This window comes from Nostoc sp. (assembly GCF_036916735.1).
Lineage (GTDB): Bacteria > Cyanobacteriota > Cyanobacteriia > Cyanobacteriales > Nostocaceae > Nostoc.
The window spans coordinates 78,117-96,333 of sequence record NZ_JBALFV010000095.1; the positions used below are offsets into that span (position 1 = coordinate 78,117).

Genomic DNA, 18,217 nt, shown 5'->3' on the forward strand with positions numbered 1-18,217 from the left:
CATTATTCATCAGCAAAAGCCGGAAAATCAATATTTTTAAATCCTACACGCTGAAGCTGCCAGTCGCTTGCTGTATTTTGGAAGATAAAGGCTACTCAAAAATTTTTAGCGAATTTTCCGGAATCGATAATAGCAAAGTGGTATCACTTATTAGAGCATCGATATTATACTGAACCTCTATAACTAACCTTCGGGGAATATAGCCCCATTGTTTACACTCAAAAGCCTGGTCACTAAGACTGGGCTTTTGATGTTTATACCAATAGTAATTACAGATGGGTATCGGAAAAACTAACCCTATTAGGCACAGAGAACACAGAGATATAAGAGTTTGAGAGAGTTTTTGTGTAAGTCAGGGTCAAAGCAATGCCTACGGTGGTCACTGAGCGGCTGGTGAGCATCTCGGCTTACTTCGACTAGCGAGCGTACAAGTCGCTCGATGGAGCCGGAGTCGAACCATGCCGTACCCCTGCAGGGAAGCAAGCTAGCAAGAGCGTCTCGTAGAGAAGTGCTGGCTACGCCTACGCAGCATTTGCTGTAACTGTTAGCGTATCAAATAAAACTTTATTCTAGAAACTTTTAAAAGATTTTTTCGGTCTGGTTTTCCAAATTCTACAAAAATCAACCAATGTCATCTTCTGCTCAAGGTATTCCCGGATTACCCGATTTGACGCATCCAATTGAGCTTGTGCAATTTGGAACCCAGGCGCTCAAAGCTTCACTGTTATTAGTATTTTTGGTCGTAGCTTTGGGAGTTGCGATCGCACTGATCAGTTTTTCTCTGCGTCGAAGCCAGCCGGAACAAGTTATATTCATCAGCGAATGGGCTGTTGGTTATTCTCAACTGCTGCGAGGATTACAGCATTTAACTCTAGTATTAATTCTGTTAGTACCGGGATTTTTTCTCTGTTCAACTTTAAGCAATCGCTACCATCACTGGGAACAAGCAAAAGTGGCTCAAGTGACTCAAACTGTTGCAGGTGAAAGGCTCGAACAATTTGCCCCCCAAGTCCGTTACTCTATTCAAGAGCCATACTCCTATAACACTCAAGTCAATGGCAAGATTGTTAAGGTAAATCAGACGCGAGAGATTACCCGCTTCATGATGCTGGCTGGTTCGCAAATTCAAGTCAAGCTTGACCAAAGTGTAGACGTTCCAGGTCGCAGCTCGATTTATCAAGCAAATTATACTGCCGATTATAAAGTAGTTAACCAACTCAAGGATATTAATAATTTTTTCTTTGAAGCACCTCCACCCAACGGTTACACACTGCTTGCTAGCTATAAAGTTGAGCGTGACGGCACTAGGCTACAACCAACCAATGCAGGTAATTATAGTTTTCCCTTCCGCTTAGAACCAGGGGAAGAAACCACTTTTCGAGTCACCTATCAGGCTCAAGGAGGACCGCGCTGGGTTTATAGTGCAACAGGACAGTTGCTTTCTAATTTTAGCTTCACAGCAATTGCTAACTTTGCTCCGGTTGATTTTGCCAGTGGTATTGTACCTAATGAAATTAAAGTTGACGGACGCAGTACGCAATTTACTTGGAAATTTGACGATAATGTTTCAGTCAAAAATCCATTTGGAGTGTTTACCAACACCGAGCCTATTCGTCACACTGGAGTAATTTCGCGTCTTTTATTGCTAGCACCAGCAATATTTTTGTGGTGGATATTATTGTTATATTTATCACTGCCAATGAGTTTTAAAAATATTGCGATCGCTGCTAGTATTTTCTTTGCTTGTCTGTTGACTTTGACCTATTTAGCTCGCGTTATCAATGCTCAGTTGGCTTGGACTTTAATTTCCATCATCTTACTGTTTCTGACATGGGGATTGGGGGCAAGTCGCAGTGCTTCCCTTGCTGCTATTATCTGCACTATTGCCGGAGCAGTATTACCTATCTTTGGCTTATTAGTACCGTTTAGTGGACTAACCCTCAGCCTTGCAGGTTTGCTTTCAGCTGTTTGGCTAGCAGTTCGTCACTGGTATGGCTGGTACAATTTGCATCCAGAAGACCAAAGATTACAGGCTCAAAAAAATGCTAAATATTAAGTGATTCCGCTATGATTAGCGAAGTTTTAGCAAATAGCACTTATGGATAACGATTTACTGACTTTTTGTGCGGCGGCTGGGTTACTCGTCCTGTATCTCATCTTTTCTGCATTGACTGAAATGGGAACTAAACTCCCCTGGAAGAAATAAGCAGATAGGCGGATGAATCAAGGATTAACAGTTATTAAAATCAAAAAATTTCTGCAAGCAGAAGGCAGCTATGCTGGAGGAACCCACCCTTACTCATGTGGGACGAGTGACTGTAGACGTTTTATACTGTACTTCGTGCCGCTACGTTAACGCTCTTACAGTCTCGGTATAATTATTAGTTTAAACGTGGCTCTAAACCCTTTGAAAATAGCAAGTTTTAATTAATACTCATTCCCTCCTGCCTCTTGTCTCCTAACTCCTGCCTTTCTCTGTAAATTTAATACACTAAGCTAATTAAAAAATTTACATTTTTCAACCTGATTGGGCTTGAAAAAAGGAATAAACATCCTTTAGGCTGAGTTAATATACTTATTGTTCGAGGGAGTCCCAAATGCCCGAACCACAGAAGAACCAGATTAAAATTGAGCCAGCAACCCTCGTATTAATTGTGTCCCTACTAATATTCTTGCCTCTACTGTTTGTTGGTTTTTTATCGCAATGAGTTAGTGAGGAATACTCAATAGATATATTCTCCCGACTTTTTTACAAAACCTGAATAAGTCATACTTTGTATTGCCGTGCCATATTAACCCAATCTCGTGAATTGTTAATGCATCGACCTGCAAAGTGATTGTATCGCCCAACAATGCCATTGTATTGACTGACAATGCGATTGTATTAATTTACAATGGCATTGTATTAATTTACAATGCCATTGTGTCGCCCGACAATGCCATTGTATTGACTGACAATGCAATTGTATCGGACTAATATTTGATTTTTGAAAAAGCTCGGTACAACTCGAAAAGCCTAATTCCCTATACTTCGGCTTACCTCGGCTCCGCTTGGCACGAGTCACTCAGTACAAGTTCCCTATTCCCTACTCCCCACTCCCTGCCTATCGCGTTTTTATATCAAGTGCGTTAAGCTACTGTTAACGCACCACTATCACCCAAAACTACTTAGGCAAAACTTGCCGTAGTGCTGCTAAAAGTTGGTCAACACTTTCCTTTCGACTATTAAAGCCCATCAATCCGACGCGCCAAACTTTACCAGCTAGTTCGCCAAGACCACCACCAATTTCAATATTATGTTCATTGAGTAACTGCCGGGCGATCGCTTTACCATCTACCCCTATTGGAATGCAGACAGTAGTCAGCGTTGGTAGTCTATACTGCTGCTCAACGTGCATACTCAATCCTAAATTCTCCAACCCTTCCCAAAGATATTCTACGTTTTTCTGATGTCGCTGCCAGGAGTTTACTAATCCCTCTTCTGCAAGCAAACGTAATGCTTCCCGTAATGCATAATATAAATTAATCGGTGCTGTGTGGTGATAGGTGCGTTCAGCGCCCCAATACTTACCCAGTAACAACATATCCAAATACCAGTTTGCAACCTTTGTTTGGCGCTGTTGCAATTTATCAACGGCACGCGGACTCATTGTAAAGGGCGAAGCACCAGGCGGGCAACCCAACCCTTTTTGGCTACAACTATAGGCTAAGTCAACTCCCCAAGCATCTAAAAACAAGGGGACACCACCCAAACTTGTGACTGAATCAACTAACAACAAAGTGCCAAATTCACGACACAAATCAGCGACACCTTCCAACGGTTGACGTGCGCCGGTGGAAGTTTCGGCATGAACTAGAGCTAAAATAGTTGGACGATGAGTTTTTAATGCTGTTTGGAGTTCATCTAGATTAAAAACTTGTCCCCAAGGTTTGGTAATGGTTCGCACATCTGCGCCATAACGTCCAGCCATATCCACAAGGCGATTACCGAAGTAACCAGCTACACCAATCAAAACCACATCACCAGGTTCTACAGCATTGGCGATGGTTGCTTCCATTGCGGCTGTTCCCGTACCGCTAACTGCAATAGTGAGTGGGTTTTCTGTTTGCCATACGTAGCGTAGCAACGACTGAATTTCATCCATGAGTGCAAGAAAAGCTGGGTCAAGATGCCCAACGGGTGAAGTATTCATCGCCTGGAGAACTGTAGGATGGGCATTGGAGGGCCCAGGCCCCAACAGCAGACGGGATGGAATTTCTAGCGGTGTGAGTTGCAAGCGCCCAGAGTCGTTGATTGAAATTGTTTGCGTCATAATACTGTTTTCGCTTAGACCATACTTACCGAATCATAAAGCGATGGCTTCGCCAACGCCAGAGGCGAACGGATCACCAATGTTTTAGTGAATCTGTCATTTACCAGAAGATGCGATCGCACTAAAGTATTACAGTGATTAAAACCAAAGTGTGAGAGTATACTTATTTACTTTCCCTAAGACATAATTATGGTTTTTACTAGTAAACGTCTGAATAATTTAGGTGTTAACAACAGTAAATTAGCACCTTGCCCTAATTACCTTAACTGCCTTTCTAGTCAGAGTGCAGATGCAGTTCACAAAATTGCACCACTGACTTTATTTTAGAGAACCAGATACTCTAAAATTGATTAATTGTAAAAAATTCCTGGTGAGAGAGCTTTTAAAAGCTTACCCTTAGTGAAATAAGTACGTTAAAGATGTTCAAGCCGGTTGCATTCAAAAACATGAACAATTAGACTTACCGCAAGAAGTTGGAATCCAAACTAACGCGTGACGACACACTGCTAATAAACAGGTATTGTACTAATGCTTTATTTATTTTAGGAGAATGCCAATGACGATTTTAGTAACTGGTGTAACTGGGAACATTGGAGGAGAAGTCATTCAGCATCTACTGAACCAAGATGTTCTAATTCGAGGACTGGTACGAGATCCGAAAAAAGCTGCTAAACTCCAAGCGCAAGGGATCGAACTGGCACAAGGTGATTTCTCACAGCCACAGACTTTAGACCCTGCCCTTCAAGGTTGTGAAACCGCCTTTCTGGTTACCCCCAACGAGCCACGTCAAGTTGAGTTAGAATGCAATTTTATTGATGCAGCAAAACGGGCAGGCGTTCGCCATGTTGTAAAGGTTTCTGTGCTTCATGCTGGGGAATTACCTAGTAAATTTCAACAGTGGCATCGCCAAATTGAAGAACACTTGGAAGAATCAGGCATGGCATGGACACATTTACGCCCGAATATGTTGATGCAGAATATGCGTTGGTTTACTCAAACGATCGCGCAACAAGGTGCATTCTATAATTCAGTCGGAGACACAAAAATCTCTCATGTCGATGCGCGAGATGTAGCGGCAGTGGCAGCCGTCTGTCTTATTCAGTCAGGACATGAAAATCAAGCCTACGACCTGACAGGCCCCGAAGCCGTTTCATTTGATCAAGTTGCGGACTATTTTGCTAAAGTCTTAAACCAAGAAGTTAAGTACGTCAATCTTACACCTGCTGACCTCAAAGCGGCTCGACTCGCCAATGGAGAACCCGAATGGTATTTGGATGCGGAAGGGCAGTTATTTGACTGCTGGAAAGCTGGAGCAGGCTCAATGGTGACAACGCTGATCACAGATATCTTACACAAGCCTGCAACTTCATTTGAATTGTTTGCTGAGTATTACGCCCAGGTTCACGCTCAAGATTTTTCTGCACATACAAAGGGTTGATAATGCAGCACGCTCTAATACAGCTTGGCTCAAATCCAGCTACCATCTCAATTAACGCTCTTTTATTAGTCTCATTAGAGAATATTTAAAGCCTTCTTTCTCCGTGCTTGATTCCAAGCAAGGATTTTTTGGCAATCCTTATCAAGCGAGGCTTTGAAAAAGATTCAAGGTCAGCATCTTATTTTTCTCTCCTCAGAGACATAAAAGAGCGTTAACCATTAGGCGGACTACCCTTCTTTTATGGCTGGCGCTGCGCGTAGCTTGTTTCCCTACGGACTAAGGGAAGCCGCTTCTGCATAGCCGAGTCAGTGTGTTGGGTGACTTCATAGACTTGTACTCCTTCAGGTTCTCCAAAGGCTAGCAATTGAAGTACAATTTCTAATCTCTATCAGTTGGTACAAGATATTTGTGAACCTTAATTTATTTAAAAACTTTGACTCCCGACCCCGACTGATCATTGCTGTCGGACTCGCTGTATTCGTTTTAGTAATCGTTCCGCCTTGGCTGCACTTACCCACTCGCATTCTCTGCGCTTGGAACTCCGGTGCTGAATTTTTCTTAGCCGTAACGTGGTGGAAAATGAACAAGGCTACGCCAGAAAAGATTCGCCGTTATGCTGAGAATGAATATGAAGGACATTTGGCTATATTCATGCTGGTAATAGGTGCAGCTAGTGCGAGTGTTTTAGCTATTGGGTTTTTACTAAATGATAAAAAAGGGTTGTCAACAATTCTGCTTACCCTACATGTCATACTTTCAATTATGACCATTGTCGGTTCCTGGTTACTAGTGCATACGATGTTTGCAGTGCAATATGCACACAACTATTACAAATATATTAATCATAATAATAGTGAAGAAATCATCGGAGGTTTAGATTTTCCTAATAACGACTATCCAGACTATTGGGAATTTTTATATTATTCTTTTGTAATTGGCATGACTAGTCAAGTTTCAGATGTGGAGACGAGATCACCTGATATGAGGCGCTTAACTCTGTTACATAGCATATTATCCTTCTTTTTCAACACCACCATTTTGGCTATGACTATTAATATCGTTGCATCGCTGATTTAACAATTGCTTAACTCAGCCAAAATTATAATTATTTGCTTCTCTACCCTTTTTTAGGACTAAAGTCTTGACTACAAACCTTTAATTATTTACGCCGTTTGACTTATAATTATTTAAATATCGTCTATAAAAATAGATACATTAAATGCTAATTGAACAAGACGAAATTGCTATTCGTCTAATGCAAGATGAAATATATGATTATGAGTTGATGGCAAAATGGTTAACTGATGAACAAATTTTGAAATTTTATGAAGGAAGAGATAATCCTTTTGATTTAGAAAGAATTATAGAAACGTACAAACCTATGATCAGGGGAGATGACCCAGTTGTTCCGTGTCTCTTCTACTATCGAAATATGCCGATTGGTTATTTGCAGTATTGTGCGCTCAATGACTTATCCCAAACTGATAGACAATTGTATCATCTCGATCAAACTGATTATGTCTACGGAATTGACTTGTTCATAGGCGAAACCGACTATTGGAACAAGGGAATTGGTACAAAAATCTTGTCAGCAGTTATCAGTTATATTTTTGAACAGCGACAAGCTCATAAAATTGTTATAGATCCTCATGTTGACAATCCTCGCGCTATCCGTTGCTATGAAAAATGTGGTTTTGTGAAAATAAAACTATTGCCCGCCCATGAACTGCATGAAGGAGAACACTCAGATTGTTGGCTCATGGCAATAGACCGAAAGAATCCATTGCACTCCTAATTTACAACAGTTCCTCAGTTAATCTCCCAGGGGAAACGTATCTTAGAGACTATTTATAAAGTAAATCAAAAGTTAGGGTATGTTACGGCTTTTGATAATTTATTTGCTCCTGCTATTTATTTTGGCATTAACCCTCATGCTAGGGACTTTATTTAATCATATTGGCAGTGTGACCGCAATCTCGCTTTCTGTTTTTATCGCAGGAGCAAGCTTGTATTCTAATCAACAGAAAAGACTGTATTTTATCTTACTGGGTCTTTTTTCTGGTGTCGTTGTTAACCGTTGGGTTTTCATTGGTAAATAAATTTATGATTAAAATCTCAGCACCAATTTATAACACCAATTTTCAAAGGCCAACTTTCACTTTAGGTAGCTTATTTCGTACAAATATTCACAATCTGATCGCTACTAACTGTGGATTCCATTCAATTTCTTAAAAGTTTTGATTAGGCTGGTTTGGTCATTACTGCTAAATTCATCACACATTCCGGAAATTGGCGCTTTAATGCGGGAAAAACCGGACAAGGCGCTTGTTCTTGTAAATTGTCCGGCTTACTCCAAGTAAAGGGGGCTTTCTGCGCTGCTGACATCCACACCAGACGCTTTGCTCGTGTCATCGCAACATAGAGTAAACGGTACTCCTCAGATATTTTTAAATGCTTTGCTTGTTCCCATGCTTGTGTAACATCTGGTATGGCAGATTCTCCGTGGAGAGCAGCACGAATTTGGGCGCGGGCTACTTCTGATAAGGTAAAATCCCCTAAGAACTGGCTTTGGGGAGGAACCCAAAATCTACCAGGAATCAAGTTTTCGTGGAGGAAGGGAAGAAACACATAGTCCCAATCTAGCCCTTTGGCTTTGTGCATGGTAATAATAGTCAGTTGATCGCTACGAGTGTAACGTTCTTCGGAATCCTCGGTTTCCACTGGTTCAAACCGTTCGGAACTGACGATTTCACTTAAAGCTGACAGTATTCCTCCCATCGAACTATTGCCTGCTATCTGCTGGTTTACCCGTTCTGCAAGTTTGTCAGCAGTTGCCAATTCTGCCTGGTCGTAATTTAAGGTTAAGGCGAGAAAGGAAATTAGCTGGTATAGGGGCAATTCTAAGCGGGCGCGAAGTAAATTGCGACACAAACGAGCAGCTTTTTGGACTGCTTCTGGCTGTGGTGCTGCTAGGGGGCCAGGATACAAAAATTCTTCTGGGAGACTAGCAAGGGCATTGAGGTCTTGGGTAGGAATTAATTGGCGCTGTACTAATGCTTCTAATGCAGCTTTGAGGTAATCGGGGGAGTGGGGGCGATCGCAAAATTGCAGCAATGCTAAAATTTCTTGGGGAACATGGGAACGGCGATCGCGTTCTCCCACATCGTACAGTGTAATTTTATGCTCTTTGCACACAGGTGTCAGAGCTTCTGCTAACCATTGTCCTTGGCGATTTTCTCGGACTAAAATCGCTGCACTATTTTGTGTTGGGTCTTTGCTAAATAACTCGATCACTCTTTGAGATAACAATTCAACAGTGTGATGAATATCACGCGGGGTATAAAGTTCCAATCCTCGTCCTACTGGTGCTGGGTTGGGGTTATTTTGCGGATCGCCAACTTCAACAGGGCGAATTGTCTGCAAGCGAAATGGTACTTGTCTGTTGTCAGGAGTTTTTTGTCCGTTATTTATTGTTGCTGACGACTGTTTATTGATCCATTTGAGGGCAAAGTTAGCAGCTTCAATGATAATTCTAGTACTGCGACCAGCTTGATCCATCGTTGCCAATCGTTTGATGCGATCGCACTCTTCGCAAAATTGCCGAAAATAAATCGGATCGGCTGGGGTGAAGGTAGAGTTAATCGCTTGGTTGGGGTCGCCAACTCGTACTAGATTGAGTGAGGAGTGCGTAGAGACGCGATTTATCGCGTCTGTATTCATCCCCTCATATTCCCGATTACTCGCCAAAATTTCTAACAACTGCGTCTGTAGAGGGCTAGAATCTTGGGCTTCGTCTTCAAAGACGGCGAAAACTTGGTTTTGCTCAATGCGACGGGCGCTGTCGTTTTCTAAAACGCGCAGTGCGGCTAAAATCATATCGTCGTAGTCGATGAAATCACGCGATCGCATTAAGTATTGATATTGCTCATACAATCCCGCCGCTATGCTTAAAATTGCATATTCGTCTGTGGTTTGTTTACTCCACTCCCGTAACTTTTCTGGTGATATCCCAGAACTTTTTGCTTCATGAATTACCGTATTAGCTAATTCTGGCAATACTTCTGTTCGCAGCACTGATTGGCGACGCAATCTTTCTGTATCTTCTCCGTCAAATTGATGACCTTCTAATAACCGCAAATATATTCCTGGATTATTTGCAATCCATTGCTCTACGGCTGTTCGGATAAAACGGTGACTTTGAGTTGGCGTAATTAATGTGACATTTTCTAACTGCAAACCCGATAAATCAGAATGGCGACTGGCAATGTTCAACGCTAGACCATGTAGTGTATAGACAAAAAATCCAGTTTGAGGTAAGGATAAATCATCTCGTAAGAATTTGCGAATCTTCGCTTTAATATTGGCAGCAGCCGAACGAGTAAAGGTGACAACTACCAATTGACGACGCGAAGATGAACGTTCATACTGACGAGCGATCGCAATCGCCGCTGCCGCTGCCATCCCAGTAGATTTGCCTGCACCAGGAACGGCAGAAATAGCTAGTGGGCCAGATTGCCAGTCAGCCATTTGTTGCTGTCCAGGGCGTAGACTGTTGCGGATGCGTGCTATGGCTTCTGCCCGTAGGGATGACACAGGCGATCGTTCAGACAATTCTGGGTGGAGTGATTCTGGAGGCACAGCAGCAGTAAAATTAGTGTTTGACATTATAAAATTTTATATTTTAAATTTGGGATTTAATTCCAAAACCGCAGATATGAAAAATCATTGCTGTTTATCTGTGGTGACAAATATTTAATTGCAAACCAATTAGCTAATAGCTATATGAAGATACTAACAACAAAGAAAATTATTTTGGTTGGCGGTGGCATCGGTGGCACTGCAACCGCGCTTGCTCTTTACCGGGCTGGATTTGAACCCATTGTTTACGAGCGCACGGCAACATTACGCGAAGTTGGCGCAGGAGTCGCGCTTTGGGCGAACGCTACCCATGTCCTAAAGGAGTTAGGCGTGTTAGACGATGTGTTACGCCAGAGCGATCCAATTACCAATTATCAGTTCTTCTCGCAGATGGGCAAAGAATTAATGAACCTTTGCATCAATCATTTTGAAGTGCCAGCCGTAGCCATCCATCGTGCTGATTTGCAGGCGCTGCTCTGGCGGAAACTGTCGAGTGAGCATTTTGTTTTGGGTCAGGCGTTTGAGTGTTTCGAGCCAGTTGGAAACAAAGTTCGTGCCTATTTCACTGGTAGTTTAGCAGAGGTCGGCGATGTGTTGATTGGAGCCGATGGACTCAAATCAAAGGTGCGATCGCATTACTAATAGGAAAAGTTGCTCAATTAGAGAACCCTGTTGTTGTGGCAGTAATAAATACATTAATGAAGTTGTTGTCACAACAGTTTGACAATGATTATAGAGCTATTCATGCTTACAGAGTTAGCTTAAAACTCGATAAATGCTGATTTTATGTTGATTCTTAAAGTTGGTTGCGAGCAAGAGTAATTGGCTAGCGATCGCACCGGACTACAGTCATTCTTCCGGTTCATGCGACACACAAAACTACTTAGTACAGAATTTCATTAATTCGTAGCGAATTAAATTTGGCAATACCCTGCAATACCAATGCGTCGGCTTGCAATGCCAATGCCTTAACTTACAATGCCAATGCGTCGGCTTGCAATGCCAATGCCTTAACTTACAATGCCAATGCGTCGGCTTGCAATGCCAATGCCTTAACTTACAATGCTAATGCGTTCCATTGCATTAAAAACGCTATGCTTTTATGCAAAACTGTACTTAGTGTTTTCGTCAGTGGCGAAGCCACAAGAATATCCTGGCATTGAGAAGCAATTTCTGGGCAAGCAATTAAAACATTCTGTCAATCCTTTGACTGAACAAATTAGCCAAGTGTTATTTATTCAGTCAAAGGATTGTTAGGAAGTCTAAAAATAAAATCTCAAGCGATGCTTACGGCAGGCTGTGCTTACGCAGCTTCACTTGAAGATTGATTATAGAAACAAGCACCAACTATTGCCGATTTTGATCAGCTGGTGTAAAACCAGAAATATCGCGCCAACTCGTACAGTTGAAAATGACTTTTAGGTAGCTCTTTGACATTTTACCGTTCTTCCACAGTTGATTCACTAAAGATAGCTACATACAACCATCCTGCTAAAATACCCCCCAAGATAGGAGCTATCCAGAACAGCCAGATTTGCGAAAAGAGTTCTACACCTGCAAATAGAGCAACTCCAGTACTACGAGCAGGATTAACCGAGGTATTGGTTACAGGAATGCTGATTAGGTGAATCAAGGTGAGTCCAAAACCAATTGCCAATGGTGCAAATCCTTTAGGAGCACGGCTATCAGTCACACCCAGAATAATCAGCAAAAACATGAAAGTCATCACAACTTCAGTAATGAGGCAAGCAAACAGCGTGTAACCACCTGGAGAATGAGTACCATAGCCGTTGGTAGCCAGTGGATTGAAGCCAGTCAGCGTAAATCCAGTTTTGCCGCTAGCAATCAGGTAGATAATGCCCCCAGCAACAACTGCACCAATCACTTGAGAGAGGATGTAAGGTAGTAAGTCAGATCCTGGAAAGCGCTTACCTGCCCATAGTCCAAACGAAACAGCCGGGTTGAAATGACCACCAGAAATATGACCAAAAGCATAAGCTCCTGTGAGGACAGTAAGCCCAAATGCCAGGGATACACCTACTAATCCAATACCCAATGGAAAAGAAGTATTCTCGCTGATTTTTGCAGCATCTTCTGTGTAGGCGGCGGCTAGAACAGCACTACCACAGCCACCTAAAACAAGCCAGAATGTACCGATAAATTCGGCCAAACAACGTTTCGTGAGAGACATTTTCGGAAAACTCCTTGTTCAGCTATAAACGAGTAATGGCTATGTTGAATAATGCTTGAGTCATTCCTATAAACAGGAAATCCATTGCGTTTGTTTGGTTATGAAACTAAATCGAAAAAATAGGAATTTGTTTTTTCCTCAATCATTGTGGTGATCAAATATGAAGATACTGGAAAAGCTAAAATTCCAAAAAAATGCTTAGTAAATTAGGAATTTTGCTCTCATGATATAGGACTCATATTTGATTTTTTAAATATCTGTAGGGGAGCCAGTGCGTTGCGGTGAATCCAGCACTGTAGGCGACTGGTGTTAGCGTAGCGGTAGCGACTGTGCGTAGCGTCACCTGAAGGGAGGTTCCCGACGCTCGTAAGCGTTGCCATGCCAAAGGCTTTAGGCTGCGTTATCCGTTGTAGCAACTGGCGTTGCGTTAGGTTAGGCGATAACACAATGCCAGTCCGCTCAAGTCGAGCCAGCCGCTTGCGGGGGTTTCCCCCGTTGTGTGGACTGGCGTGGGAAACCCGCCCACACGGCTGGCTCTCCTACATATACTTAAATTTTTTCAAAAATCAAATCGGATTGTTATATCTGTTGAGATTGTTGATCCAGTGCGTTCTATTAAAAGTTATTACAAAATTCAAATAATTTTTGTGCTTTATACACTTTCAGCTTAAAAATTTGGGTTTTCCCTGTTACGGTCGTTACTTTGTGACTGTTCAGGGGATGTCATCATCCTTCAAAATATGGACTTACACAAGTCAACGAAAAATCAAGGGTTTAAGTAAAGCATTGCCAAGCCAGTGCCAAGTTCATGTTAAGAGAGTTAAAGCAGATGGGGCATTGACCAAACAAAAAATTGAACCAATGCCGCCATTTGCTATCCGCTGTTTGGACAGTCAAAACAAGTTCACATCACGCAGTTAGTTCTGTCTAAAATTGAATTTATTCGTCAATCTGCCATGAATCCTTAGTTAATTCTTCATCCAGAATTTTCTTAGGACGCACAATGATAATAATTTGTCCTAGTAAGGGAATTTCTGGCTTAGTTTCAAACCACTGAAAATCTAATTCACTACCATTTTCAACGACAAAGTAGCTGGAAGCATCCCATTCTCGTTTAGCACGATCTACCACAATGACGACGGGGCCAGTTTGGGTTTGGGTTTGCATGGGGAAGCGATCGCTATTCGCTAAAATCACTACTGGATCTTCTGCCGCCAACAACACTTGCCAACCTGGTAACGCCACCCAAGCTTGCTCTCCAGAAAATTTGACCATCCGAAATGGTTCAATTTCTGTCATTATGGGCACAGCTTGCAAGTCTTGCCGTGACAAAGGCAACTCGCCTACCACAGGCAAGATTCGAGGTAATTGTTCTTCGACTTCCAGGCGGTAAAAGGGTAAAATTGGCGCTGGACGCTGGGGAACAGTAGTAAAATCAGTCAGTAGCTGTTCGATTTTTTGCCTTGCTGCTGGCGTGTGAGCAAAGCGTAAACCTTTGGCGATTAGACGCGATCGCTGTTGTAAATCTGCATTTTGGCGTGCCAGTTTCCAAACTTGATGAGCAACAGCATCCCCAGGGTGGGCAGAAAATCCTTCTGGTAAAGTACGGAAATAGGAGAACTCTTTAATTGCTTTTGCTATATCCCGTGCCTCATCAGCATCAACGTTGTGGACGAAGATTAGTTCGGCAGCGGCGGCGCGTTCTTCTTGAGTCAGTAAACGCAGTTCATATAAAACATCACTGCCGCGTGTGGCATAGTGCGATCGCGCTTCTTCCGATACTCCAAACTTTTCTAAAGAATTGTAAACTTGAGAACCAACAACCACCTGATTTTGTTGAATCGGCTCAAATCCAGTCGCCTCAAAAATGTCTTGGGGGTTGTAACCGGTTTTTAGCAGCGAGGCGATCGCGGCTCCCCATTCCACCCAGTTACCTTGTTTTTGCCTCAGCCTTCGCAGTAATTCTAGTGCTACATCGTTGGTAGCATTTTCTTCGGGATTCTGAGCGTTGGGTGGTAGATCAGTCATAATCAGAGTGCGAGCTTCAACTTGAGAGGTTGATTAAATACCTCATGAGCAAGTCTTATTCTAATCTATGAACTACCTATACCTACTGCTTTGAGTTGATCTGTGGAAACTGATTAGTTAATTCTTCTGGTGGAATTTTTTCTTGCTTCAGATATTTGCACAAACAAATATCCTCTGTAACACTCACAGTTACCGTATTGAAATATTCAAGTTAACTCCGTAAAAACCCTTGATGATTTTTCGCTATTCTCAACTAAGCTTGGTATGGAATATAACAAGATAGTGAATATTTAAAGGAAATATTTTATGGATAAGCCCAGTGTCGAAATTGATAAACTCCAATATCCAGTGATGACTCTCCAACAACCAAAAAAGCTGAAAATCCTGGTAGTTGACGATGAGCCAGATAATCTCGATCTGCTTTATCGCACCTTTCGACGCGACTTTAATGTTCTAAAAGCTGATAGTGGGGTGAACGCCCTAGAAGTTTTAGCAGCAGAAGGGGAGGTAGCGGTGATTATCTCCGATCAACGGATGCCAGAAATGAAAGGAACTGAGTTTCTCAGCAAAACTGTACCTCAGTTTCCCGATACGGTTAGGATAATTCTCACCGGATTTACTGATATTGAAGACTTAGTAGAAGCGATTAATGCGGGGCAAGTCTACAAATATATCACCAAGCCTTGGGACCCAGGTGAACTGAAGGCAGTGGTGCAAAGAGCAGCAGAAACCTACGACTTGCTCAAGCAACGTACAGAAGAATTACGTCGTTCTCATGCTCAAATAGCTCTGCTGAGTGTTTTGGTACAGATAACTCAAGCAGCTTCTAGCTTAGAAGAAACTCTCGTTCCAATTGCTAGGGCTGTGAGTGATACTTTTGGAACAGACGGGTGTATTCTACAACTGACAGATGGAAATACTCTGATTGCGACTCAAGGAACTTATAGCGATACAAGTACAATAGAGAATTGGCTATCTCTTGACCCACTAACAAAGGAAGCGATCGCCACTGGGCAAATGCAAGTTTCCTTAAATATACTTAAAGACACTAAATTAGTTGATGCTATTCACTACAAAAACACGGGTGTTCAAGCACATTTAGTTATCCCAATTAGCTATCGTAATCAACTTTTGGGCGTATTATCACTACAGTGGAAACAACCCTGCACTTTATGGGAAGATGAATTAATGCTAATTAATTTATCAGCCCAACTGATAGCGATCTCTCTTACTAGTTGTCATTAGTCATTAATCATTAGTGAAAAACCAATGCCCAATACTTCGACTTCCTTCCCTACGGGACGCTACGCGTTAAGCGTAGCTATGCCGCAGGCTTTACGACTACGCCCCTCGGCTTTGCTCGGGCTAAACTCAGGGCAAGAAGTGCTCCATGCCTAATACCCAATACCCAATGACTAACGAAATTCAGTCCATTTTTAACCGTATTGCTCCGGTTTATGACCAGTTGAACGATTGGTTGAGTCTGGGACAGCATCGAATATGGAAGGAAATGGCAGTGAAATGGAGTGCAGCTAAATTGGGTGATACTGCATTAGATTTGTGTTGCGGTAGTGGTGATTTAGCCTTACGTCTGGCACGGCGGACAGGAGCAACAGGACAGGTCTACGGAGTGGATTTTTCACCCAACCTGCTAGAAAAAGCTAAAGAACGCTCACATTGGCAGTACCCCCAACCTGCGATCGCCTGGGTAGAAGCCGATGTGCTAAATTTACCCTTTGACGATAACCAATTTGATGCTGCAACAATGGGCTATGGTTTAAGAAATGTTAAAGATATTCCCCGCAGTCTCCAAGAGTTATACCGGGTTTTGAAGCCGGGTGCTAAAGCCGCAATTTTAGACTTTCATCGACCGAGTAATCCTCAGCTACGTGCCTTTGAGCAGTTGTATCTGGATAATTTTGTGGTGCCAGTTGCCAGTTATTTAGGGTTAAAAGAAGAATATGCTTATATCAGCCCTAGCTTAGACCGCTTTCCCATCGGCAGAGAGCAAATAAAGTTAGCGCGTCAAGTTGGTTTTGCTGTTGCCACACACTACCCCATTGTGAACGGTATGATGGGAGTGCTGGTAGTCAGCAAATTTTAGATTTTAGATTTGCAATTTTGGATTGGGGACTGCGGAATAGATAATGGGTAATGGAGAATCCTTAGTGGTTAGTGGAAAAACAACTAACAATTAATAACCACCAAATACCAATTACCAATACTCAATCCCTAATTTCTAATCTAGAATCCAAAATCCAAAATCCAAAATCCAAAATCCTGTGGACTGGTCTCATCTTTGGCTTTATGTGTCTCCCCCGGTACTGGGTGGAATTATTGGCTATTTCACAAATGATATAGCCATCAAAATGTTGTTCCGTCCTTACCGAGCAATTTACATTGCTGGACGAAGAGTACCCTTCACTCCTGGATTGATTCCCCGCAACCAGGAACGTTTGGCTCTGAATATTTCTAAAACAATCATGGGGTCGCTGTTGACACCACAAGAATTGCAAAATCTGGCGCGGCGTTTGTTACAAACAGAACGCGTGCAAGGAGCAATTCTCTGGTTGTTGCGGCTGGCAATTGAACAAATCAAAACAGATAAAAACGAGAAAAGTGCCAAAATTGTGGCAGGTATTTTACGGGATTTACTAGGGGAATCCTTGCCACGGTTACTCAAGGTTTTAGCGCGACGTGAAGACTTTTTGGAAGTGCAGATAAATCAAATTTTTGACCAGATATTGCTAGAATTTCAATTGAGTGAAGAACAAGCTACGCGGCTTGCTGATTGGTTGTTGCAAGTAGTTTTACCGCCAGACGTATTGCGGCAGACGATAGTTGATTTTTTGACAGATCGCACAATTCAAATTATTGATGAAGGCTTCCGCGAAAAAACCAGTGGGACTTATTGGGTAGTAGCAAATTTGTTTGGCTTACGTAATACTCTCACGCGACTACGAACTTTTTGTTTGGATGAAAAAGAGGCTGCGAATACTCGCTTGCAGGAATTGACTAAAGATTTGCAAATCCGCGATCGCATTCGTAAATTACTGCAAAATCTATCATTACAAAACTTGCCAATGGGGACGGTGCGCCAACTCCGAAAGACTACCCGCGAAAGTGTCCGCCATTACCTACAAAACAGTGGCAGCGATTTTCTACAAGGATTAACTGATTCTGTTGATTGGGAAAATATTGCTGTAGTGCTGCTGAATCGTCTGAGTACTTCACCTGTTGTTAGTACTTCTTTAGAAGTGATGAGTCAAGAGTTGGCTTTAATATTAGATAAGTATTTGGAAAAAGATTTAGAAGTAATTGTGGCGCAAGCAATTCCAATTTTGTCAATAGATCAAGTGATAGTTGACCGGGTAAAATCAACTTCACCAGCGGATTTAGAAGCTGCAATTGAGGGAATTGTAAAAAATGAATTGCAAGCTATTGTAACTTTAGGTGGTGTTTTGGGTTTTGTTGTAGGGTTATTCCAGACAGTGTTTTTAATATTTAGTCAATATTGATTTTGTGTTTTTGACTGTAAAATTTTATCAAATTATAGTTGCAAATTACCCAGATTGTCAGATGAGTAAAATTGAGCGATCGCCTTTTGAG

General features: G+C 42.2%; 14 protein-coding genes. 9 read left to right on the plus strand and 5 right to left on the minus strand.

The features are described 5' to 3' along the window. The first annotated feature begins 628 nt into the window (after window positions 1-628). Window positions 629-2,056 carry a hypothetical protein gene (locus V7L20_RS21850; RefSeq protein ID WP_334746106.1) on the plus strand — a complete coding sequence of 476 codons (1,428 nt, stop codon included), beginning with the start codon at window positions 629-631 and terminating at the stop codon, window positions 2,054-2,056. 1,108 nt (window positions 2,057-3,164) lie between these two features. On the opposite strand, the gene V7L20_RS21855 is transcribed toward V7L20_RS21850, so the two are convergent. Further along, window positions 3,165-4,313, minus strand: coding sequence for an alanine--glyoxylate aminotransferase family protein (locus V7L20_RS21855; protein ID WP_334746107.1), 1,149 nt, complete (start codon window positions 4,311-4,313; stop codon window positions 3,165-3,167). A gap of 556 nt (window positions 4,314-4,869) precedes the next feature. Between V7L20_RS21855 and V7L20_RS21865 the strand changes: the two genes are divergently transcribed. The 3 genes from V7L20_RS21865 (at window position 4,870) to V7L20_RS21875 (ending at window position 7,546) form a co-directional block, all read left to right on the plus strand. Continuing rightward, complete coding sequence (locus V7L20_RS21865) at window positions 4,870-5,751, plus strand: SDR family oxidoreductase (RefSeq protein ID WP_334746108.1); 882 nt, start codon at window positions 4,870-4,872, stop codon at window positions 5,749-5,751. Window positions 5,752-6,159: 408 nt separating this feature from the next. Then, window positions 6,160-6,828: a DUF1345 domain-containing protein gene (locus tag V7L20_RS21870; RefSeq protein ID WP_334746109.1), complete on the plus strand. Its 669-nt coding sequence runs from the start codon at window positions 6,160-6,162 to the stop codon at window positions 6,826-6,828. Between the two features lie 142 nt (window positions 6,829-6,970). After that, a complete protein-coding gene (locus V7L20_RS21875) occupies window positions 6,971-7,546 on the plus strand; it encodes a GNAT family N-acetyltransferase (protein ID WP_334746110.1) in 576 nt (191 codons plus the stop codon). Window positions 7,547-7,992: 446 nt separating this feature from the next. Here V7L20_RS21875 and V7L20_RS21880 read toward each other — a convergent pair whose 3' ends face one another. Continuing rightward, window positions 7,993-10,416, minus strand: a complete 2,424-nt coding sequence (locus tag V7L20_RS21880; protein ID WP_334746111.1) for an ATP-dependent helicase — start codon at window positions 10,414-10,416, stop codon at window positions 7,993-7,995. 117 nt (window positions 10,417-10,533) lie between these two features. Here V7L20_RS21880 and V7L20_RS21885 point away from each other — a divergent pair, with 117 nt between their 5' ends. Together V7L20_RS21885 and V7L20_RS21890 are read left to right on the plus strand one after the other, a co-directional pair. Then, the gene (locus V7L20_RS21885) at window positions 10,534-11,031 is read left to right on the plus strand and encodes an FAD-dependent oxidoreductase (RefSeq protein ID WP_334746112.1); all 498 of its coding nucleotides are present in this window, start codon (window positions 10,534-10,536) and stop codon (window positions 11,029-11,031) included. A gap of 278 nt (window positions 11,032-11,309) precedes the next feature. After that, on the plus strand, window positions 11,310-11,552 hold the full coding sequence (locus V7L20_RS21890) for a hypothetical protein (protein WP_334746113.1): 243 nt from the start codon (window positions 11,310-11,312) through the stop codon (window positions 11,550-11,552). A 275-nt stretch (window positions 11,553-11,827) separates the two neighbouring features. Here V7L20_RS21890 and aqpZ read toward each other — a convergent pair whose 3' ends face one another. From aqpZ to V7L20_RS21905, 3 genes are all read right to left on the minus strand, one after another. Next, window positions 11,828-12,580 carry an aquaporin Z gene (gene aqpZ, locus V7L20_RS21895; protein ID WP_334746114.1) on the minus strand — a complete coding sequence of 251 codons (753 nt, stop codon included), beginning with the start codon at window positions 12,578-12,580 and terminating at the stop codon, window positions 11,828-11,830. A gap of 221 nt (window positions 12,581-12,801) precedes the next feature. Then, window positions 12,802-13,026 carry a hypothetical protein gene (locus V7L20_RS21900; RefSeq protein ID WP_334746115.1) on the minus strand — a complete coding sequence of 75 codons (225 nt, stop codon included), beginning with the start codon at window positions 13,024-13,026 and terminating at the stop codon, window positions 12,802-12,804. A 493-nt stretch (window positions 13,027-13,519) separates the two neighbouring features. Further along, window positions 13,520-14,608, minus strand: a complete 1,089-nt coding sequence (locus V7L20_RS21905; protein ID WP_334746116.1) for a RuBisCO accumulation factor 1 — start codon at window positions 14,606-14,608, stop codon at window positions 13,520-13,522. 306 nt (window positions 14,609-14,914) lie between these two features. On the opposite strand from V7L20_RS21905, the gene V7L20_RS21910 reads away from it, so the two are divergent. The 3 genes from V7L20_RS21910 to V7L20_RS21920 all read left to right on the plus strand — a co-directional run bounded on the left by V7L20_RS21910 (window position 14,915) and on the right by V7L20_RS21920 (window position 18,126). Further along, window positions 14,915-15,853, plus strand: coding sequence for a response regulator (locus V7L20_RS21910; protein ID WP_334746117.1), 939 nt, complete (start codon window positions 14,915-14,917; stop codon window positions 15,851-15,853). A 166-nt stretch (window positions 15,854-16,019) separates the two neighbouring features. Then, the gene (gene ubiE, locus V7L20_RS21915; protein ID WP_334746131.1) at window positions 16,020-16,712 is read left to right on the plus strand and encodes a bifunctional demethylmenaquinone methyltransferase/2-methoxy-6-polyprenyl-1,4-benzoquinol methylase UbiE; all 693 of its coding nucleotides are present in this window, start codon (window positions 16,020-16,022) and stop codon (window positions 16,710-16,712) included. 178 nt (window positions 16,713-16,890) lie between these two features. Beyond that, window positions 16,891-18,126 carry a DUF445 domain-containing protein gene (locus V7L20_RS21920; RefSeq protein WP_334746118.1) on the plus strand — a complete coding sequence of 412 codons (1,236 nt, stop codon included), beginning with the start codon at window positions 16,891-16,893 and terminating at the stop codon, window positions 18,124-18,126. The last annotated feature ends 91 nt before the right edge of the window (window positions 18,127-18,217 follow it).